16 protein-coding genes are annotated in these 19842 nt (G+C 63.5%); 7 read left to right on the top strand and 9 right to left on the bottom strand.

Translation table 11 applies throughout. From position 1 onward, the window contains the following. Positions 1–301 precede the first annotated feature (301 nt). Both NKJ01_RS31090 and NKJ01_RS31085 read right to left on the bottom strand, forming a co-directional pair. Positions 302–1378 (bottom strand): quinone-dependent dihydroorotate dehydrogenase, encoded by a 1077-nt coding sequence (locus tag NKJ01_RS31090; protein WP_352734026.1) that lies wholly within the window; start codon positions 1376–1378, stop codon positions 302–304. Beyond that, a complete protein-coding gene (locus NKJ01_RS31085) occupies positions 1375–1725 on the bottom strand; it encodes a DUF952 domain-containing protein (protein ID WP_352734024.1) in 351 nt (116 codons plus the stop codon). Before NKJ01_RS31085 ends, NKJ01_RS31090 begins: the two co-directional genes overlap by 4 nt. A 107-nt stretch (positions 1726–1832) precedes the next feature. Here NKJ01_RS31085 and NKJ01_RS31080 point away from each other — a divergent pair, with 107 nt between their 5' ends. Both NKJ01_RS31080 and NKJ01_RS31075 read left to right on the top strand, forming a co-directional pair. Further along, positions 1833–2261 (top strand): hypothetical protein, encoded by a 429-nt coding sequence (locus tag NKJ01_RS31080; RefSeq protein WP_352734022.1) that lies wholly within the window; start codon positions 1833–1835, stop codon positions 2259–2261. Positions 2262–2403: 142 nt separating this feature from the next. Next, entirely contained in the window at positions 2404–3063 is a 660-nt protein-coding gene (locus tag NKJ01_RS31075; RefSeq protein WP_352734020.1) for a response regulator transcription factor, read from the top strand. A gap of 115 nt (positions 3064–3178) precedes the next feature. On the opposite strand, the gene NKJ01_RS31070 is transcribed toward NKJ01_RS31075, so the two are convergent. Beyond that, positions 3179–6667 carry a PAS domain-containing hybrid sensor histidine kinase/response regulator gene (locus NKJ01_RS31070; protein ID WP_352734018.1) on the bottom strand — a complete coding sequence of 1163 codons (3489 nt, stop codon included), beginning with the start codon at positions 6665–6667 and terminating at the stop codon, positions 3179–3181. 339 nt (positions 6668–7006) lie between these two features. On the opposite strand from NKJ01_RS31070, the gene mscL reads away from it, so the two are divergent. Then, entirely contained in the window at positions 7007–7429 is a 423-nt protein-coding gene (gene mscL / locus NKJ01_RS31065; RefSeq protein WP_352734016.1) for a large conductance mechanosensitive channel protein MscL, read from the top strand. Positions 7430–7539: 110 nt separating this feature from the next. Next, positions 7540–8706 (top strand): pyridoxal phosphate-dependent aminotransferase, encoded by a 1167-nt coding sequence (locus NKJ01_RS31060; RefSeq protein ID WP_352734014.1) that lies wholly within the window; start codon positions 7540–7542, stop codon positions 8704–8706. Between the two features lie 48 nt (positions 8707–8754). Here the strand turns inward: NKJ01_RS31060 and hemA are convergent, their stop codons facing one another. Next, entirely contained in the window at positions 8755–10032 is a 1278-nt protein-coding gene (gene hemA, locus NKJ01_RS31055; RefSeq protein WP_023758017.1) for a 5-aminolevulinate synthase, read from the bottom strand. A 267-nt stretch (positions 10033–10299) separates the two neighbouring features. Between hemA and galE the strand changes: the two genes are divergently transcribed. The 3 genes from galE to NKJ01_RS31040 all read left to right on the top strand — a co-directional run bounded on the left by galE (position 10300) and on the right by NKJ01_RS31040 (position 14479). After that, the gene (gene galE, locus NKJ01_RS31050; RefSeq protein WP_352734012.1) at positions 10300–11295 is read left to right on the top strand and encodes a UDP-glucose 4-epimerase GalE; all 996 of its coding nucleotides are present in this window, start codon (positions 10300–10302) and stop codon (positions 11293–11295) included. 105 nt (positions 11296–11400) lie between these two features. Further along, positions 11401–12651: a D-amino acid dehydrogenase gene (locus tag NKJ01_RS31045; protein ID WP_352734011.1), complete on the top strand. Its 1251-nt coding sequence runs from the start codon at positions 11401–11403 to the stop codon at positions 12649–12651. Position 12652: 1 nt separating this feature from the next. After that, a complete protein-coding gene (locus NKJ01_RS31040; RefSeq protein WP_352734009.1) occupies positions 12653–14479 on the top strand; it encodes an alanine racemase in 1827 nt (608 codons plus the stop codon). Here the strand turns inward: NKJ01_RS31040 and NKJ01_RS31035 are convergent, their stop codons facing one another. From NKJ01_RS31035 to NKJ01_RS31015, 5 genes are read right to left on the bottom strand one after another with little or no spacing between them, the layout of a single operon-like run. Beyond that, positions 14480–15856, bottom strand: coding sequence for an FGGY-family carbohydrate kinase (locus tag NKJ01_RS31035; protein WP_352734007.1), 1377 nt, complete (start codon positions 15854–15856; stop codon positions 14480–14482). Continuing rightward, positions 15853–16170, bottom strand: coding sequence for an L-rhamnose mutarotase (gene rhaM, locus NKJ01_RS31030; protein WP_352601285.1), 318 nt, complete (start codon positions 16168–16170; stop codon positions 15853–15855). The genes NKJ01_RS31035 and rhaM overlap by 4 nt, the downstream gene beginning before the upstream one ends. Then, a complete protein-coding gene (locus NKJ01_RS31025; protein ID WP_352734004.1) occupies positions 16170–17165 on the bottom strand; it encodes an ABC transporter permease in 996 nt (331 codons plus the stop codon). Before NKJ01_RS31025 ends, rhaM begins: the two co-directional genes overlap by 1 nt. Further along, positions 17162–18142: an ABC transporter permease gene (locus NKJ01_RS31020; protein WP_352734002.1), complete on the bottom strand. Its 981-nt coding sequence runs from the start codon at positions 18140–18142 to the stop codon at positions 17162–17164. The genes NKJ01_RS31025 and NKJ01_RS31020 overlap by 4 nt, the downstream gene beginning before the upstream one ends. Beyond that, the gene (locus NKJ01_RS31015; protein WP_352734000.1) at positions 18139–19680 is read right to left on the bottom strand and encodes a sugar ABC transporter ATP-binding protein; all 1542 of its coding nucleotides are present in this window, start codon (positions 19678–19680) and stop codon (positions 18139–18141) included. The genes NKJ01_RS31020 and NKJ01_RS31015 overlap by 4 nt, the downstream gene beginning before the upstream one ends. Positions 19681–19842: the final 162 nt, after the last annotated feature.

Raw genomic sequence — 19842 nt, 5'->3', positions numbered from 1 at the left:
AAGGCTCCGAAGGAACCCGTTAACCCGAATTCGTTGCCCTGCTGCGCCGTCGGGTGAACTTGCACTTCCAGTCGACTTCCAACAGACTTGATGCACCAATTGTTCCAGGGTGAGCTTATGCGAAGCTACCTGCCATATGTCTTGGGCGCGGCGCTGGGATTGCTCGCTGCGTTCATTCTCTCCGCGGTTTCTGGCATCGGAGGAACCGCACAGTTGCTTCTCTTCGGGGTTTTGCCTGCCATCGGCGGCAGCACCATCTGCGAGCGGGCCGTCAGTCGCAATCTACGTTCCTGAGAGCAGTTCAGAGTTGCCTGGACGCCCAGAAGTCGAGGCGGCTGTCGCGCAACTCGCAAATCGACTTCAGCCGTTCTTTTTCGACGAAACGGACCATCCCGGCGACGATCCGGCCCGGCAGTGCCGGCCCGGCGTAGATCATGCTGGTGTAGAGCTGGACGAGATCGGCGCCAGCCCGGATCTTTTCCAGTGCCGTGTCGGTGGAATCGACGCCGCCGACACCGATGATGGCAAGCTCCGGCCCGAGCAGTTTGCGCATCCTGGCCAGAACGATGGTCGAGCGATCGAACAAGGGCTTGCCCGAGAGCCCGCCGGTCTCACGCGCGGCGTTGCCGCTGCGCAGCGCCGGCCGAGAGATTGTGGTGTTGGAGACGATGACACCGTCGATCCGTTTCTCGGTGACCTCGGCGGCGATGTCCTCCAACTCCGCCTCGAGCAGATCCGGGGCGATCTTGAGGAACACCGGCGGCTGGGCTGTTGCCGCGGCGCGCGCTGCCATGACCCGCGACAAGAGCTCACCAAGCTGCTCGCGCGCCTGCATGTTGCGCAGGCCCGGCGTGTTGGGCGAGGAGATATTAACGGTGAGATAGCTAGCATAGGGCGCAAACCGCGATACACCGCGCTCGTAGTCGCCGATGCGCTCAGTGCTGTCCTTGTTGGCGCCGATGTTGACGCCGACGATGCCGCCACGCCCCTTGCGTGCGGCAAGGCGTTTTTCAGCCGCTGCATGGCCTTCATTGTTGAAGCCCAGCCGGTTGATCACCGCTTCGTCGGCCGTCAGTCGGAAAATGCGCGGCTTCGGATTGCCGGCCTGCGGCAGTGGCGTGATCGTGCCGACCTCGGCAAAGCCGAAGCCGAGGCCAAGCAGCGCGTCGGGTACTTCGGCGTTCTTGTCGTAGCCGGCGGCCATGCCAAGCGGGTTGGGAAAATCGAGGCCGCAAAGGCTGACCGTCAGCCGCGCATCGCGTGTCGTCCGTCCCCCGACCAGCAGGCCGCATCGCAGCGCCGTGATTGACAGGCCATGCGCGGTTTCCGGATCGAAGGCGAACAGCAGCCTCTGGCCGAGCCGGTCGAGCATGCTCATTGCCCCTCCAGTGCCGGGAACTGGTGCACGCCGTCTGCGCCATGCGGCAGCGGTCGCACCCACAGCACGGCGTTGAGGTCGAGCGGACCATAAAGATGCGGAAACAGCGCGCCTCCGCGCGAGACCTCGTATTTCAAAGCAGCACCCAGGCTAGCGCCGTCGATGGCGACCAGCAGAAGGTCGGTCTGGCCGGCAAAGTGCCTTGCCGCCGTTTCCTTGACCTGCGCTGCCGTGGAAAAATGGATGAAGCCGTCGGCGACATCGATCGGCGCGCCGGTGAAGCGGCCGTTTGTTTCGGCCTCGCGCCAAGGCGCTCGCGGGGTTATCTTGTAGATAATCTGAGACATGGTTGCGCTATAGTCCGAACCAGCCACGCGGGAAAGGCCACGCCAAGGGTCTTCCCCATTTCCGGCGCAAACATGCGATATTTCAGGCCTTGGCCATGGAGGACAACATGCGTCTGCAGCACATCTTGATCCCCGCCGCGCTCGTTTCGCTGGTCGCGGCTTCAGCTTATTCGGAAGAAATCGACCGCTACCGGCTGGAAAAGTCTGATAACGGCTATGTCCGCATGGATACCCAGACCGGCGCCATGTTGATCTGCGAGGAACGGTCCGGCCAGCTCGTCTGCAAGATGGCGGCCGACGAACGCGCCGCTTTCCAGGACGAGGTCGACCGCTTGCAGACCTCGATGAAGGCGATGGACGAGCGCGTCACCAAGCTCGAGAATTCGCTCTCCGCCCGCCTCGAATCGAAACTGCCGAGCGAGGAGGATTTCAACAAGACGATGAGCTACATGGAACGCTTTCTGCGAGGCTTCATGGGCATCGTCAAGGATATGGACAAGGACAACGGCGCCCAGCTCAATTCGCAGAAGACCTGAGCGTCGCTGTAGCTTTTTGATTTCAGCAGGGAAAACGCGGCGCGCTGGCTTTGCCGCTTGAAAACAGCGCGCAGCCCCTCATAATCGTTCAACTGATCCCGGAAAAAAGCTAAAAATCATCGGGGGATTCGGGGAGGGACATTTGCCGGCAGGCTATTCTTTCGTCATCGCCGACGATCATCCACTGTTTCGCGGTGCGCTGCGCGAAGCGCTCGCCGGCATCGGCAATGTCGCCGCCATCCACGAGGCCGGCGATTTCGAGAGCGCCAAGGCGCTGGTCGTGGCCAACGAGGATGTCGATCTGGTGCTGCTCGACCTGTCGATGCCGGGCGCCAGCGGCCTCTCCGGCCTCATCTCGCTGCGTGGTATCCATCCGGCGGTGCCACTCGTCGTGGTGTCGGCGCACGACGATCCGGCGACCATCAGGCGGGCGCTCAATCTCGGCGCTTCCGGCTTCATCTCCAAATCGGCCAGCATGGAAGAGATTCGTAGCGCCGTACAGTCGGTGCTTGCCGGCGATATTGCATCACCCGTCGGGGTCGATCTCGGCGTCGAGCGGGATCCCGAAATATCAGACCTGATCAAGCGGCTGCAGGCGCTGACGCCGCAACAGACCCGCGTGCTCGGCATGCTGGCCGAGGGCTTGCTCAACAAGCAGATCGCCTATGAACTCGGCGTCTCCGAGGCGACCATCAAGGCGCATGTCTCCGCCATCCTGCAGAAGCTCGGCGTCGACAGCCGCACCCAGGCGGTGATCCTCCTGTCCAAGATCGGCAGCGACCCGCTGCAGCCGGCGAGCTGATCGCCAGGGCGCCCTGTTCGATCAGAATACTATTCAATCAAAGTACTGAACCTCGGTCCGCCCGATCGGTCGCGCGTTGGAGCTCGCGGAACTGATGGCGGGCCGCCTTTTGGCGCTATTCGGCCGCCGATGCCAGCGGCCTGACCCTGGCCATCATCGAGCGCAGCACCGCAGGTTTCAGCGGCTTGTTGATCACCGGAATCTCAAGCCCGCCCGCGGCCATGCGCACCTCGTTGGAGCGATCGGCGGTGACCAGCACGGCCGTCAGGTCATCGCCATGGATCGCGCGCAGTCTGGCGATGATATCGAGACCGGTCTCGCCGTCGAGATGGTAGTCGGCAAGGACGATGTCCGGGCGGGGCATCGCAGAACTCTCCAGATCCTTTGAGCCGGACACCGTATCGACATTGCAGCCCCAGCCTTCGAGCAGGAGCCGCATGCCGTCGAGGATGCGGGCGTCGTTATCGACGCACAGCACGTGCAACCCGGCCAGCGAAGCCGTCGCGCGGGCAGGAGCCCTGGTTTCGATTTCACGTCGCGGCTCCTGCACGGCCGCCACGGGCAGGATGACGGAAAAGCGCGTGCCCTTGCCGGGAGTGGAAAAGATCCGGATCTCCAGGCGCAACACCCGGGCGATGCGGTCGACGATGGAGAGGCCGAGGCCGAGGCCCTCGGCTTCGCGCGCGCCTTCGTCGAGTCGGGTGAATTCGCGAAAGACGGTGTTCAGCTTGTCGCCGGCGATGCCGATGCCGGTGTCGACCACCTGGATCTCGGCCAGTTCGCCGCGCCGCCTGACGCCGACCAGCACACGGCCGTGGCGCGTGTATTTGATGGCGTTGGAGACGAGGTTCTGGATCAGGCGGCGCAACAAATTGCGGTCCGTCGTCACGGTCACCGATGACGGCATGATCGTCAACTCGAGCTTCTTTTCGGCTGCGAGCGGCCGAAAGTCGTTGCCGATCTGGCGCAGCAATCCGTCGAGGTTGAAGGCTGTATCGTCCGGCCTCATCGCGCCGGCGTCGAGGCGGGAGATGTCGAGCACGGCGCCAAGGATGGTCTCGACCGATTCCAGCGAGGATTCGATGTTGACCGCTGCCTTGCCGGCAGGCCCCTTGCCGGCTTTCTCGATCAGCGATGAGCAATAGAGCCGGGCGGCGTTCAGCGGCTGCAGGATGTCGTGCCCGACGGCGGCGAGAAAGCGCGTCTTGCCGAGATTGGCCTCCTCGGCGAGCATCTGCGCCTGCGCCAGCTCCTCGTTGACCCGCGTCAGCTCCATGGTGCGGGTCTTGACGCGCTGCTCCAGCGATTCATTGGCGCGTTTCAGCGCCAGATCCTGCTCGACGCGTCCGGAAATGTCTGCATAGGTGGCGACGATGCCGCCGTCCGGCATCGGGTTGGAACGCAGCTCCAGGATGCGGCCGCTGGTCTTCAGTTCCATCTGCCAGGGGCTGACGAAACTGGTCAGCCGGTTGAGCATGGCCACGCGCTGGTCGGCAGGGATGTCGCCGCGCTCGGCAAGATGGCGCAGGATGCGATCGAGCGAGACGCCGACCTGGCCCATCTCGTCGGGCAGGTCGAAAAGCGCCCGGTACTGCCGGTTCCAGCAGATCAGGCGGAAGTCGCGATCGAAGACTGTGATGCCTTGCTCCATCTGGTCGAGCGCGATCTGAAGCAGGTCGCGGTTGTGCTGCAGCGCCTCGGTGGCGTCGTCGAGCAAGCGAAAGGCGTCACTGGATTCGCGGTCGTGGCGTCGAAACAGCAGCGACAGGATCAGCCGTGCCGAGGAGGAACCCACGGCGCTGGCCAGCAGTTGCTCGGAAAAGCGGATGACGTCCATGCTCGCCTGCTCGTTGCCGTGCAGCGAAGTGCCGTTGGTCCTTTCGAACGACTCGAAGGAGCGCTCGGTGCGCTCGACGCCGAGGTAGCGTCCGATCGTATCCTTGAGGTCGTTGACGGTGATGGCGGTGCGGAAGCGGCGCAGGCTGGGCATCGGACCGGCATCGCGAGGCACGAAGATCGACGCCTGGATGCGTTCCAGCGGAACCGATGCGCGCGAGAGGGAACCCAGCACGAAGAACACCGCGTTGATCGACAGGCTCCACAATACGCCGTGGTTCAGCGGTTCGGCGACGGTGCCGAACAGGGCCTGCGGCCGCAACGCCTCGAAGCCAAACAGCCCGTGCACGATGATGCCGGTATCGGATGCGGCAAGCGATGGAAACAGCAGCGTGTAGCCCCAGACGAGGATGCCGGCGACCATGCCCAGCGCCGCACCCCGGCCATTGGCGCCGCGCCAGATCAGCCCGCCGATCAGCGCCGGCGCGAACTGGGCGATGGCCGCGAACGACATCAGGCCGATCGACGACAGGCGCACGCTGTTGGTGCTCTCGCGATAGTAGAGGAAGGCGATGAACAGCAGGATGAAGATCGCCCCGCGCCGCACGTTGAGGATGAGCGTCGACCAATCTTCGTTCTCGGAGGTCGATGTCTTGAGCAGGCGGCGCACGAACAGCGGGATGACGAGGTCGTTGGAGATCATGATCGACAGCGCCACGCTCTCGACGATAACCATCGCGGTTGCCGCCGACAGGCCTCCGATGAAAGCCGCCATCGCCAGCACGTCATGGCCGCTGAACAGAGGCAGCGACAGCACGTAGAGATCGCTGCTGGTTCCGGTGCCGACCAGCGACAGGCCGGCAAAGGCGATCGGCAGCACGAACAGATTGATCGCCGCGAGGTAGAGCGGAAACACCCATGTCGCGGTGCGCAATTCGGCCTCGCCACGGTTCTCGACGATGGTGACGTAGAACTGCCGCGGCAGCATGATGATGGCAAAGCCGCTCAGGCAAGTCAGCACCAGCCAGGTGGCCAGCGAGGTGTTGTAGCTCATCGCCTGCCGAACCTGCGCATTCTGGGCAAGCTTGTCGAACATATCACCCGGGCCGCCGAAGATCAGGAAGGTGACCATCAGGCCGATCGCCAGGAAAGCGGCAAGCTTGACCACGGTTTCCACCGCAACCGCCAGCACCAGCCCGTCCTGGTGTTCGGTGGCGTCGGCGTGGCGTGTGCCGAACAACACAGCAAACAGCGCCAGCAGCATGGCGACGACCAGCGAAATGTCGCTGACGAAGGGATCGAAGGAGGGTGGCGATCCCGTATAGTGCTCGACCATCAGGCTGACCGAACCGGAGATCGCCTTCAACTGCAGCGCGATATAGGGAACCGCGCCGATGGTGGCGATCAGTGTGGCGATCGCCGCGACAGTGAAGCTCTTGCCGTAGCGGGCGCCGAGGAAGTCGGCGATCGAGGTGATCTTCTCGGTCTTGGCCAGCCGGACGATGCGGTTGAGCAGCGGAAAGCCGAACACGAACACCAGCACCGGGCCGGTATAGATGCCGAGGAATTCGAGGCCGCGTTCGGAGGAGAGGCCGACCGAGCCGAAGAACGTCCAGGACGTGCAGTAGATCGCCAGACTGAGCGCGTAGATGAAGGGCCGGGCCCGGCTTGGCTCTGAAATGGCCGAGCGGCGGTCGCCCAGGCTGGCGATGGCGAACAGCAGCGTCACATAGGCGATCGCGATGATGACGATGAACAAGCCCTGCACGCCGGCAATATCCTCCTTGTGCCGAATTTCAATCCGGCTTGCCCAGACGCAATCACAGCTTGGCTTCCGAGTCCATCACGGCTTTGGATGCATGAAGGCTGTGATTTGCGATGCATGTCGACCAAGAAGCGCAGCAGTTTTGGGCAACGGCATGCGCAAGAACAAAAGGTCCAAAGCACGGCGTGACGCGCTTTACCGGACGGCCGTCGGGGAAGGAGAAACCGGTTGCTTCCTGCTTTTTGCCGATGTTGCAACCGGAGGTTTTTGTTATGTTTGTCCTCGGGTCGATGCCTGAGGACGGGAAACGGCAGCTCGGCCGGTCATGACAAGGAGGGTCGAATGCTGAAAGAGTTCCAGGAATTCATTTCCAAGGGCAATGTGATGGACCTTGCGGTCGGCGTCATCATCGGCGCGGCCTTTGGCAAGATCGTCGATTCCCTCGTCAACGACATCATCATGCCGATCGTCGGCGCGATTTTCGGCGGCCTGGATTTCAACAACTATTTCCTGGGGCTCTCCTCGGCCGTCAACGCCACCTCGCTGGCAGACGCTAAGAAGCAAGGCGCTGTTTTCGCGTATGGAAGCTTCATAACCGTAGCGTTGAACTTCCTTATCCTCGCTTTCATCATCTTCCTGATGGTCAAGGGGGTGAACAACATGCGCAAGCGGCTTGAGCGCGAGAAGCCCGCTGCGCCGGCCGCTCCGCCGCCCGCCGATGTCGCGCTGCTCACCGAAATTCGCGACTTGCTCGCCAGGAGATAGACGGATCAGCTCTTCTGGACCAAAACCCCGGTCGTTCGCGGCCGGGGTTTTCTGTTTTGGCATCTGGTAAGGAGCGCTGATCAACGCCCTAGATCGGAACGGACCCGCTCATGACCCTGATTGACAGCCTTCGGGCCGAAGCCCGCGCCGCGCCCGAAAGCGGCATTGTCGCCGTGGTCAATTACGGCCGCCTGCGCGAGGGCATGATCCCGCTCTGGGCCGGTGAGGGCGACCTGCCGACGCCTTCGTTCATCACCGATGCCGCGTCAAAGGCGCTGGCCGGCGGCGAAACGTTCTACACCTGGCAGAAAGGCATCCCCGATCTCAGGCAGGCGCTTTCCCGCTACTACGCCAGGCATTTCGGCAAAACCTTCCCGGAGGAACAATTCATCGTCACCGGATCCGGCATGCATGCCATCCAGCTGGCGCTCGACGCGCTTGCCGGCGCCGGCGACGAGGTGATTTATTTGTCACCGGCCTGGCCGAATTTCGACGCCGCCGCGGCGATAGCGGGAGCCATTCCGGTGGCGGTGACGCTGGACCATTCCGGCAATGGCTGGTCCTGCGACGTCGAGAAGATCGCAGCGGCGATCACGCCGCGCACAAAGGCACTGTTCATCAACACGCCGTCCAATCCCACCGGCTGGACCGCCGATCACGAGACCTTGCAGGCAATCCTCGATCTCGCGCGCGCCAAAAATATCTGGATCATCGCCGACGAGATCTATTCGCTGCTCCACTATGGCCCTGGCCGCGCGCCGTCTTTCCTCGACATCGCGACGGCGGACGATCGCATCCTGTATGTCAACAGTTTTTCCAAGAACTGGGCGATGACCGGCTGGCGTGTCGGCTGGATCAAGACACATCCGTCCCTGCAGCAGGTGTTCGAGAATCTGATCCAGTATTCGAATTCCGGCGTTGCCCAGTTCATGCAGCGCGGCGCGGTTGCGGCCCTTGATGAAGGCGATGCCTTCGTTGCCGAACAGGTAGAGCGGGCGCGCAAGGCGCGCGATCTGGTCTGCGGCATTCTGGGCGCCGCCGGCCGTGCCCGGTTCACCGTGCCGCAAGGTGCGTTCTATCTTTTCTTCACGGTCGACGGCATCACAGATTCACGCACTGCTGCCTTCGACATCGTCGACAAAGCCAATGTCGGCCTGGCTCCCGGCACGGCTTTCGGCCCCGGCGGCGAAGCCTTCCTCAGGCTGTGCTTCCACCGCCGCCTCGACCAGATCGAGGAAGCGGCGCATCGTCTGGCGAATTGGATGAAGACTGTTTGAGCCGTTGACGCAGAAACCCGCGTCAGATGGCCGCCGGAGGAGAGTTTTTCAGCCGCCTGACTTGGGCACCAGCAGCGGAATGATCCGGTCGCTCTTGGCCACGGACGGCCGACCGGCGGAGCCGTAGGGAATGCCGAGCGCGTCCCAGGTCTCGACCAGCGCGTCCTGCAGTTCGGCGATCAGTGCATCGGAGTGGAACGGCGTCGGCGTGATGCGCAGCCGCTCCGTGCCGCGCGGCACGGTCGGGTAGTTGATCGGCTGGATGTAAAGGCCGTGAACGCCGAGCAGGCGGTCGCTGGCCATCTTGCAAAGTTCCGGATCGCCAACCAAGACTGGCACGATGTGGGTCGGCGAGTCCATCACCGGCAGGCCGGCGGCAGAGAGTATCTGCTTGGTCCTCGCGGCCTGCTGCTGCTGGGCGTCGCGCTCGGCCTGCGAGCGCTTGAGATGGCGGATCGACGCGGTCGCGGCAGCCGCGATCGCCGGCGGCAGCGCGGTGGTGAAGATGAAGCCCGGCGCATAGGAGCGTACGGCGTCGATCACTGCACTGGTGCCGGCGATGTAGCCGCCTAGCGTGCCGAATGCCTTGGCCAGCGTGCCTTCGATGATGTCGATGCGGTCGGCCAGGCCTTCGCGCTCGGTGATGCCGCCGCCGCGTGGTCCGTACATGCCGACGGCATGCACTTCGTCGATATAGGTCATGGCGTTGTAGCGCTCGGCGAGCTCGACGATCTGCTTGATTGGCGCGATGTCGCCATCCATCGAATAGACGCTTTCGAAGATAATCAGCTTGGCGCGTTCGCGGCCCGCCGCCTGCAACAGGCTTTCCAGGTGCGCGACGTCATTGTGACGGAAGATCTTCTTCTCGGCGCCCGAGCGCCGTACGCCTTCGATCATCGAGGCGTGGTTCAGTTCGTCCGAGATGATCAGGCAATTGGGCAAAAGCCGCGCGATGGTCGAGATCGAGGCTTCGTTGGAAACGAAGCCGGAGGTGAAGACGAGTGCCGCTTCCTTTTCGTGCAGGTCGGCAAGCTCCAGTTCGAGCTCTACCAGCGGGTTGCTGGTGCCGGAAATGTTGCGGGTGCCGCCGGCGCCCGAGCCCATCCTGCCGGCTGCATCCTGGAACGCGGCGATGACATCGGGATGCTGGCCCATGCCGAGATAATCGTTGGAGCACCAGACGGTGATTTCCTCGGCGCGGCCGTTGGAACGCCAGATGGCGCGCGGAAACTTGCCCGCGATTCGCTCGAGGTCGGCGAAAACGCGGTAGCGACGCTCAGCATGGAGCTGGTCGATCGCTTCCTCGAAGAACCGCTGGTAGTTCATGTCGGCTTCCCAATTTTTGCGCGGGATCATAATCATTGCCCTATTGGTCGTCCACCAGGCCTTTCTGGTCAAAATGCCACGCCCCGGACCTGTTCCTATCGACCACGGATCGTGGCCTATTCCCTTGATGTGGATCAATTTTGTTTCAGGACGATGCCACGTGCAGACAATGCTGGTTACCATGAGTTCTAATGGCCACCAGGCAGGCTTTCCAGTAGGGCGGGGGTTGAGACAGTTTCCGATAAATCTTGAGATGCGAGGTCGCGGATGACAGTTTTGGTAACAGGCGGCGCCGGCTATATCGGCAGCCATATGGTCTGGGAGCTGCTGGATGCCGGCGAGAGCGTGGTCGTTCTCGACCGTCTTTCGACCGGCTTCGAATGGGCGGTGGCGCCGGAGGCAAAGCTGGTGGTTGGCGATGTCGCCGACAGGGAGTTGGTCGGCTCGATCATCAGGGAAAACAAGATCGACGCGATCATCCATTTCGCCGGTTCCATCGTGGTCCCGGAATCGGTCGCCGATCCGCTTGGCTATTACGAGAACAACACCTGCAAGACGCGCACGCTGATCGAAACCGCGGTGCGCGAGGGCGTGCCCAATTTCATCTTTTCCTCGACCGCGGCCGTTTATGGCGGCGCCGGACTGGAGCCGGTGCGCGAGGATGCCCGCCTGGCGCCGGAATCGCCCTATGGCCTGTCCAAGCTGATGAGCGAATGGATGCTGCGCGACGCGGCGATGGCGCACGGCCTGCGCTATACCGCGCTGCGCTATTTCAACGTCGCCGGCGCCGACCCGAAGGGCCGCACCGGGCAGTCGACGCCGGGCGCCACCCATTTGATCAAGGTCGCCTGCGAGACGGCGCTCGGCAAGCGGCCATTCATGCAAGTGTTCGGCACCGATTACCCGACGCCGGACGGCACCTGCATGCGCGACTACATCCATGTCAGCGATCTGGCGGCGGCACATCGCCTGGCCTTGCAGCGGCTGCGCGCCGGCGGGCAAAGCCTCGTCGCCAATTGCGGCTATAGCCATGGCTACTCGGTGCTCGAGGTCATCGACAGCGTGCGGCGTGCCTTCGGCCATCATTTCGAGGTGAAGATGGGCGATCGCCGTCCCGGCGACGCCGCAGCGGTGGTTGCCAATTCGGATCTCGCCCGCGCCGAACTCGGCTGGGAGCCGCAACGCGACGACCTCGACCAGATCGTTGCCGACGCGCTCGCCTGGGAGCGCATCCTGACCGGCAAGAACTCCGCTCGGGGCTGAGCCAGGTTCTCGCAAGGGCTCGCAAGGCGGGCAGTGAAGCGCTATTGAAGGCATTCGCGGCACGGCATGGAGGCGCCGCGCCGCGAGGCGCTTTGGGGGGATGGCATGAAAATAACGGTGCTCGGGGCCGGTGTCGTCGGTACAGCGGCCGCCTTCTATCTGGCCAGCGACGGCCACGAGGTCACCGTGATCGAGCGCCATCCGGCGCCAGCGCGTGGCACCAGCCAGTCGAACGCCGGCCTGGTGTCTCCGGGGGATGCTACCGCCTGGGCTTCGCCGGCGGCCTTGAAGACGTTCCTGCGCGCGCTCTACAACCATGATCTCGGCATCAAGGTCCGGCTGCGCTTCGATCCCTATTTCCTTGCCTGGAGCCTGCGCTTCCTGCGCCAGTGCACGAAAGAGCGCCTGCGCGCCAACAGCCGGGTCAAGCTACGCCTGGCGCTCTATTCGCGCGACTGCATCAACGCCATCTCGGCCGAGACTGGCATCGGCTACGACGAGCGCAAGAAGGGCATCCTTTACTTCTTTCGCTCGCAGCACAGTCTCGACACCGGCACCGACAATTATCGCTATCTGGCCGAGCATGGCCTGCCGATCGAGATCGTCGGCCGCGAGCGGCTGGTCGAGCTTGAACCCGGTCTTGCCGGCGTGAAGGAAAAGATCGCCGGCGGCGTCTATTCGCCGATCGACCAGACCGGCGATTCCCGGCAGTTCGTGGAAAAACTCGCGGCCTATTCAGCCGAAAAGCTCGGCGTGAACTTTCTCTACGGAACGACGGTCGAGGGCCTCGCCATCGAGGGCGACCGGGTGAGTGCGGTGATGACTTCGGCCGGACCGGTCACCGGGGATGCCGTGGTCATCTCGATGGGACCGGAAAGCGGCCTGCTCGGCCGCCGCTACGGCATCGACCTGCCTGTCTATCCGGTGAAGGGTTATACCGCGACCATTCCGCTGGAAGACGAGAGCAAGGGGCCGACCATGGGCGGCGCCGACGAGGACCAGCTGATCGCCTATTCCAGGCTTGGCAACCGGGTGCGGCTCGCCTCGACCGCCGAATTCACCGGCTTCGACCGCAGCCATAAGCCCAGCGACTTCGCCGCCATGTTCAGGACGGGCAAGGACCTGTTTCCTGGTGCCTTCGACGAGAAGAAAGCGGAGCTGTGGGCAGGCCTGCGGCCGATGATGCCGAACTCCGTGCCGGTCATCGGCCGGGCGCGCTATGGGAATCTTTATCTCGACACCGGCCACGGCCATGTCGGCTGGACCATGGCCTGCGGCTCGGGAAAATTCCTTGCCGACCTCGTCGCCGGCCGCAAGCCGGAGATCGACCCGCAAGGGCTGGTCTACGGGGGCTAGGATGTCGGGACCGCAAGTCGCCATCGACCTTGGCCGCATCGAGCGCAATGCGCGCACTATCGTCGAGCGCTGCGCGCTCTCGGGCATCAAGGTCTTCGGCGTCACCAAGGGCACTTGCGGCATGCCGCAAGTGGCGCGCGCCATGCTGCGCGGTGGCGTTGCCGGCATCGCGGAATCCCGCTTCGAAAACATCCGCCGGCTGCGCGACAGCGGCATCAACGCGCCGATCATGCTACTACGCAGCCCACCGATGGCGCGTGTCGAGGAGGTGGTGCGCACCGTCGACATCAGCCTGCAGTCGGAACTCGCCACCATCCGCGAGATTTCGCGCCTTGCCGAACGCATGGGCCGCGTCCACGACATCATGCTGATGATCGACCTCGGCGATCTCCGCGAAGGCATCTGGCCGAATGACCTGATCCCGACGGTCGAGCAGATCCTGCAGTATAGAGGGGTGCGCATCGCCGGCATCGGCACCAATCTCGGCTGCTTCGGCGCCATCATGCCGACGCCGGAAAATCTCGGCCAACTCGTCGCCCACGCCTACAAGACCGAACGCCTGTCCGGCAAAAGCCTCGACGTGATTTCCGGCGGCGCCTCGTCGTCGCTGCCATTGCTGCTCGAAGGCAGACTGCCGGCCGGGATCAACAATCTGCGTGTCGGCGAGGCGATCCTGCAGGGCGGCGTCGAGACCTTTCGCGACACGCCGTGGGCCGAACTCGAACCTGATGCCTGCCGGCTGACCAGCGATATCATCGAGGTCAAGCTCAAGCCGTCACGGCCGATCGGCCAATCCGGCTATGACGCCTTCGGCAACCAGCCGGTCTTCCCCGACGAGGGCGACAGGCTGCGCGCCATTGCCAATATCGGCCGCGAGGATGTGCTGGTCGAGGGCCTGACGCCGATTGCCAAGGGGATAAGGGTGCTCGGCGCCTCCAGCGACCACCTGTTGCTGGATGTTGCCGATGCCGATCCGCCGCTGACCGTTGGCGACCGCGTCGCCTTCCGCATGAGCTATGGCGCCATGCTGCTGGCGATGACCTCGGAATATGTCGAGAAGGCCCCGATGCACGATGTCGAGGACTTCTCCGGCCGCAAGATGGTGCAGATCACCGCCGAGCAAGGGGCTGCCGGCATCCTGGCCCGTGAAGGCACCGGCGCGCGGCTGGAAGCGATGGATTTCGACGTGGTGGAACTGGCCGATGTCGAGCGGCCGCCATCGGGACTGATCCGGCTGACTGCCGGCGCCGACCGTCGCATCGCGCACAAGGCGCTGACCGCAACGGCGCGCGCGACGCATTCCTTCGGCCTGATCTGGATCGATTCCATCGCCGCCCTGATGCCCGAGGAAGAGGACGGCATCGACCTGCCGGAAGGCTCGGTGCTGGCGCGCACACTCGGTCTCGACCACAAGGCCGGTGCGCTGCAGCCGCAGCTGTCGCCGGAGAATGTCGTCATCGTCGGCTTGCGCCATGCCGATCCGGCCGAAGCGCGGGTGCTGAAGGATTCGCGCGTGTCGGCCTTCACCATGACCGACATCGACGCCATGGGCATGCGCGACCTGATGCACGAAGCGATCCGCATTGCCACCTCGGGCACGCAAGGTTTTCACGTCAGTTATTCGCCGACGGCAACCGAATTCGCCGGCTGGGCGGCGGGCTCCGGCGGCCTCACCGTGCGCGAAACGCATCAGGCGATGGAGGCGATCGCGCTCTCCGGCGGACTGCTGTCGATGGATGTTTCCGGTCTGACCGCGGATCTGGAGCCTCGGATCGGCGCCGACGTGGTCAACTTCGTCATGTCGGCTTTCGGCAAGCGGATTTTGTAGTCAGCTTTGCGCTTCGACCGCCGCGCGCCAGGCGCTGACGTAGTCGGCCCAGACCGGGTCGGTCGGCAGTTCTATTCGTTCGCCCTTGCCGTGCGCTGTTACCGGACCCGACGCCAGCAGCGCGGCGCCGATGCTGGTGCCGGTAGCAGCCTCGGATGCGACCACGGTGCGCCCCGTCGCTGCCGCCAGCATGCCGACAAAGAGCCGGTTGCGGGCAAAGGGGCCTTCGACAGTGGTCGGGCCGTCGGCACCGATCAAATCGAGGCAGGTCGCCGTCATCAGCGCCAGATAGAACGAGATGGCGGCAAAGCGCTGGCCATTGTTCATGTCGTCGGCGTTGAGCCATGTCGCGGCCTGATGCGGGAACGGCCCCGATCCTTGCTGGGTCGATGGCAGCAGCAGCACTTTTCGCGCCAACACGGCGCTGACATCATCTTCGCTCCACTGCTCCGGCCGGTCCTTCGTCAGCACGGAAAACTCGCGACCGCCCATGAAGCGCGCCGAGGGAACGGGATTGCCGAGTGCGTTGACATTGACCAGCGTATCGCGTGCCGCATCCAGCGCAATCTGTTTGCCGCCGACCGCCATCGACACCACCCAGGTGCCGGTCGAGACGACGGAGAAGGGCGGCTTGTCGGAGAGAAGATGCGGCAGCAGCGAGGCGTTGGAATCATGCAGGCCGCAGAAGACCGGCGTTTGCGGGTCAAGGCCCGTTCGCACCGCGACACTGGGCAGGATCGGGCCGAGGCGGTCCCTGGCTGGCCTCACCGGCGCCATCAAGCCGCGCCATTCCACGCTGTCGACCAATGACGAAAAATCGGCCGTCCACGGGTTCCAAAGGTCGGTGTGGCAGCCGAGCGACGTCACCTCGTTGGCTGCGACATCGGTCAAGCGCAAGGCCCAATATTGCGGATACATCAGCATCGCGGCGGCCTTGGCGAATTGCGCCGGGAAGCTTTTCTGCTGCCAGAAGAATTGCGCGCCGAGATTGAGGCCGAGCGGCAGGCGCGGCGTGCCGGTCTCGGCGAAAGGTGGGCGGATCGCGTCATAGTCCGCTGCCAGGCTGTCGGGGCCGTCGAACTCATAGTCGAGCACCGGCAGCACCAGTCCGCCCGCGGCGTCGACCAGTGCGCCCGTCGCGCCATGTGTGGTGATCGATATGGCGTCGATGCGCTGTTCGCAGTTGAGGCCGGCAAGGCTGTCGAGGATGAATGTCCACAAGGCCTCGACATCATGATGCGGGTAGGGCGCCTGCCGCACCGACGCATTGGCCACGCGGCGCAATGCTACCTCGCTCAGCGTCGCGAGGTCGACCAGTGCCAACTTGGCGTTGGTCTTGCCGATATCGATGACGGCGATGTGGCGTATCGTGCTCATTCCATGTGGAACACGGTTTCCAGCGGCACGGCCACCGGTTCGTTGTCCGGCCTCGTCTCCATGATGTCGGCCATGTGGGCCCACCAGCGCTGCATCTCCGGATGCTTCCGCAGGTCGTCCATGCCGTGGTCGTCGCGACGCCACAGCACGCCGAACAGGATGTTGGTCTCATCATCGAGATGGATGGAATAATCGGAAACGCCGGCCTGTTTCAGGAGTGCGACCAGCGACGGCCAGATCTCGTCGTGGCGCTTCTTGTATTCGGCCTTCATGCCGGGTTTCAGCTTCATCTTGAACGCGTATTTCTGCGGCATCAACATCCTCCGCGTAGCCGCCGCCAGACGATCGGCAGAGCGATGACGATGATCAGGAGCAGGCCGATGAAGATCGACATGACGATGCCGGGCACGTTGAGCAGGCCAAGCCCGAAGGTCACCAGCCCCATGATGAAGGCGGCCAGCACGACGCCCAGAATGCTGCCGGCGCCGCCGAGAATGCTGACGCCGCCGAGCACCACCATGGTGATGACTTCCAGTTCATAGCCCTGCGCGATCGAGGGTCGGGTCGAACCGAGCCGCGAGGTGATCAGCACCGAGGCGATGCCCGACATCAGCCCGGTCAGGCAGAACAGGATGAACTTGGTGCGGCCGACGCGCACGCCGGAAAATTGTGCTGCGACCGGGTTGTTGCCGATGGCAAAGACACGACGGCCGAAACTCGTGCGGTGCAGAAGAAACCAGTAAACGACGGCCGCGATCAGGAAGAGCACCAGTTCGAACGACACCACCCACCAGACATAGCCCTGGCCGAAGAAGGCGAAGCTTTCGGGATAGCCCTTGTAAGCCTGGTCGCCGAGGATGATGAAGGCGATGCCGCGAAACAGGCTCATCGTGCCGATGGTGACGACGATGGAGGGCAGTCCGAGCCTTGTCACCAGCAGGCCGTTAAAGGCGCCGCAGCCGAGCCCGACAACGATGCCGATCAGCACCAGCACCGGCATGCCGGCCCCGGCCTGCACTGCCATGCCCATCATGGTCGACGCCAGCGCGATGATCGCGGCCACCGACAGGTCGATCTCGCCCGAAATGATCAGCAGTGCCATGGCGAAGGCGATCAGACCCTTCTCGGTGAAATTGAAGGTGAGATCGGACAGCGAGTACGGGTCGAGGAAATACGGCGAGGCAAAGCTGTTGATGGCGAAGATCGCCATCGCCACCACTACCAGCAGCGCTTCCCAGGAAAAGATCGCCGAACGCAGCGGCTTGTCGAGCCGGTCGGGAATATGGCGCGGGGCAGGGATGTCGGTCATGTCACCGCCTCCACTTTTCGCAGGATGATGCGGCCCTGCCGGCGTTCGCCGCGCGCGTTGAGCACGACGGCCAGAATGATGGCGCTGCCCGAGATCGCCATCTGCCAGAAGGGCGAGATGTTGATGACCGGCAGTGCGTTGGAGATGATGCCGAGGAACAGCGCGCCGAGCACTGCGCCGCCGACCGAGCCGATGCCGCCGGCGATCGAGATGCCGCCGATGACGCAGGCGGCGATGATGTTGAGTTCATAGCCGTTGGCGACCTCGACCGAGGCAATCACATAGCGGGAGATCCAGAGATATCCCGAAAGGCCGCCGATCATGCCGGAGATGCAGAAGACGATGAATTTCGTCCGGCCGACATCGATGCCGGCATAGACCGAAGCCGTCGGGTTGACGCCGATGGCATAGATCGAGCGGCCGAGCGCGGTGCGCGTCATCAGGACGAAGAATAGCACGATGACCAGGATGGCGATCCAGGACAGCACCGGAATGCCGAGGAACGCCGCCCGCTGAAAGCCAATGAAGCCCGGGCTCATCTTGTCGGCATTGACCCAGGCGCCGCCTGACAGGACGAAGGTGGCACCGCGATAGATGGTGAGCGTGCCCAATGTCACCACGATCGAAGGGATGTTCAGCCGCCAGACCAAAAGGCCGTTGATGGCGCCGAGCACCAGGCCGACGACCAGGGCGATGCCAATCAGCAGCGGGATCGGGATTGCCGGATGCGCGGCGTTCAGCATTGCCACTACCATGCCGGTGAAGCAGAGATTGGACGCCATCGACAGGTCGATCGACCGGGTCAGGATCACAACCATCTGGCCAAGCGCCAGGATCATCAGGATCGAGGTGTCGTTGAACACCTGGCGCAAATTGCCGGGATCGGCAAAGGCGGGGAAGCGCGTCGATATCAGCCCGATCAGCACGACGATGGCGGCAAGCAACCAGATTTCACGATATTTGAAAAATGCTTTCATGCGGCGATCCCTGCTGCCGTCCTGACCAGCGTCTCGGCGTCCAGGCCCTTGTTGTCGAAGACAGCAGCAACGAGACCCTCGCGCATGACCACGATGCGGTCGGACATGCCAAGGATTTCCGGCAGTTCCGACGATACCATGATCACCGACAGGCCCTGCGCCACCAACTCGGCCATGAAGCCGTGCACGGCGGCCTTGGAGCCGATGTCGATGCCCTTGGTCGGCTCGTCCAGGATGATCACCTTGGGCGCCGTCGCCAGCCATTTGGCGATGACGATCTTCTGCTGGTTGCCGCCCGACAGCGTGCCGACATCCTGGCTGAGCGAGGAGGCGCGCAGGTCGAGCCGCTCCGTAAAGGAGCGGGCGAGCGCGAATTCTTCCGACAGTCGCAGCAGGCCGGATCTGGAGGTGCGCTTGAGCGAAGGCAGCGAGACGTTCTGGAAAATCGGCAGGCCGATCACCACGCCCTGCTTGCCGCGCTCTTCCGGCACGTAGACGATGCCGGCTTCGATCGAATCCGCGGCCGATTTTGGCGCGATCTTCTTGCCTTCGAGCGTGATCGTGCCGGCTGAGGTGCGGGTGATGCCCGATATCGCCTGCATCACCTCGCTGCGCCCGGCGCCGACAAGGCCGTAGAAACCGAGGATTTCGCCCTTGTGCAGTTCGAAACCGATGTCGTTGAACTCGGTCGGATGCGACAGGCCGGAAACGGAAAGCACCGGCGCGCCGATCTCAGCCTTGCGCAGCGGAAAGATATGGTCGACGGCGCGGCCGACCATCAGGCGCACGATCTGGCTTTGGCCCGCATCCTTGATCAGTCCTTCGCCGACCATCTCGCCATCGCGGAACACCGTGTAGCGGTCGGCTATGCGGTAGATCTCGTCGAACTTGTGGCTGATGAACAGGATCGCCTTGCCTTCGCTCTTGAGGAACTCGATCAGCAAAAAGAGCTCCTCGATCTCCTTCATCGAAAGGGCGGCGGTCGGCTCGTCCATGATGACGATCTGAGCGTCGATCGACATGGCCCGGGCCACGGCGACCAAATGCTTGTTGGCGATGCCGAGATCCTTCAGCCGGGCGTCGGCGTGGATATGACCCGCATGCATGGTGTCGAGCACTTCGCGCGCGTTCTTGCGCATCGTGCGCCAGTCGATGGTGCCGAAACGCGTGCGCGGGGCGTGGCCGAGAAAGATGTTTTCGGCGACCGTCAAATCGTCGAACAGCACGGTTTCCTGGTGGATGGCGGTGACGCCGTGTCCGAAAGCCGCGTGCGCGCTGGGCAGGGCGACCGCTTGGCCGTTGATGCTGATTGTGCCCGTGTCTGGCTGGTAGATGCCGGTCATGATCTTGACCAGGGTCGACTTGCCGGCACCGTTCTCACCGATCAACGCGGTCACCTGGCCCGGATAGAGCGACAGGCTGACATTGTGCAGCGCGCGTACGCCGGGAAAGCTCTTGGAGATGCCGGACAGCGTCAGCCGTGGAGCCAAGGCCGGAGGCCGCTCGGTTGCCGCGCTGTGTTGGGCTGTCGCGTCCATAGTCGTATCAAGCCCTGAAACAAGGTCCGTTTGAAGTCGCGGGGGGGTGTGGGGTGCCCCCCCCCCCCGTTATTTTTATTTTTAAAAAAAACCAGCCCCCCACACCCCGGGCCGGGGGGGGTTGCGGGGTTTTGGTTTTAAAAAAAAGAGGGGGGGGGGGGG

This window comes from Mesorhizobium sp. M0276, from assembly GCF_040321755.1.
GTDB lineage: Bacteria > Pseudomonadota > Alphaproteobacteria > Rhizobiales > Rhizobiaceae > Mesorhizobium.
This window is presented reverse-complemented; position numbering and strand designations above follow the sequence as displayed.

Bases quoted from the DNA above. Each gene is read 5' to 3' on its own strand.
- NKJ01_RS31090 (WP_352734026.1), bottom strand. From the start codon at position 1,378: ATGAGCATGCTCGACCGGCTCGGCCAGAGGCTGCTGTTCGCCTTCGAT.
- NKJ01_RS31085 (WP_352734024.1), bottom strand. From the start codon at position 1,725: ATGTCTCAGATTATCTACAAGATAACCCCGCGAGCGCCTTGGCGCGAG.
- NKJ01_RS31080 (WP_352734022.1), top strand. From the start codon at position 1,833: ATGCGTCTGCAGCACATCTTGATCCCCGCCGCGCTCGTTTCGCTGGTC.
- mscL (WP_352734016.1), top strand. From the start codon at position 7,007: ATGCTGAAAGAGTTCCAGGAATTCATTTCCAAGGGCAATGTGATGGAC.
- NKJ01_RS31060 (WP_352734014.1), top strand. From the start codon at position 7,540: ATGACCCTGATTGACAGCCTTCGGGCCGAAGCCCGCGCCGCGCCCGAA.
- hemA (WP_023758017.1), bottom strand. From the start codon at position 10,032: ATGAACTACCAGCGGTTCTTCGAGGAAGCGATCGACCAGCTCCATGCT.
- galE (WP_352734012.1), top strand. From the start codon at position 10,300: ATGACAGTTTTGGTAACAGGCGGCGCCGGCTATATCGGCAGCCATATG.
- NKJ01_RS31045 (WP_352734011.1), top strand. From the start codon at position 11,401: ATGAAAATAACGGTGCTCGGGGCCGGTGTCGTCGGTACAGCGGCCGCC.
- NKJ01_RS31040 (WP_352734009.1), top strand. From the start codon at position 12,653: ATGTCGGGACCGCAAGTCGCCATCGACCTTGGCCGCATCGAGCGCAAT.
- NKJ01_RS31035 (WP_352734007.1), bottom strand. From the start codon at position 15,856: ATGAGCACGATACGCCACATCGCCGTCATCGATATCGGCAAGACCAAC.
- rhaM (WP_352601285.1), bottom strand. From the start codon at position 16,170: ATGCCGCAGAAATACGCGTTCAAGATGAAGCTGAAACCCGGCATGAAG.
- NKJ01_RS31025 (WP_352734004.1), bottom strand. From the start codon at position 17,165: ATGACCGACATCCCTGCCCCGCGCCATATTCCCGACCGGCTCGACAAG.
- NKJ01_RS31020 (WP_352734002.1), bottom strand. From the start codon at position 18,142: ATGAAAGCATTTTTCAAATATCGTGAAATCTGGTTGCTTGCCGCCATC.
- NKJ01_RS31015 (WP_352734000.1), bottom strand. From the start codon at position 19,680: ATGGACGCGACAGCCCAACACAGCGCGGCAACCGAGCGGCCTCCGGCC.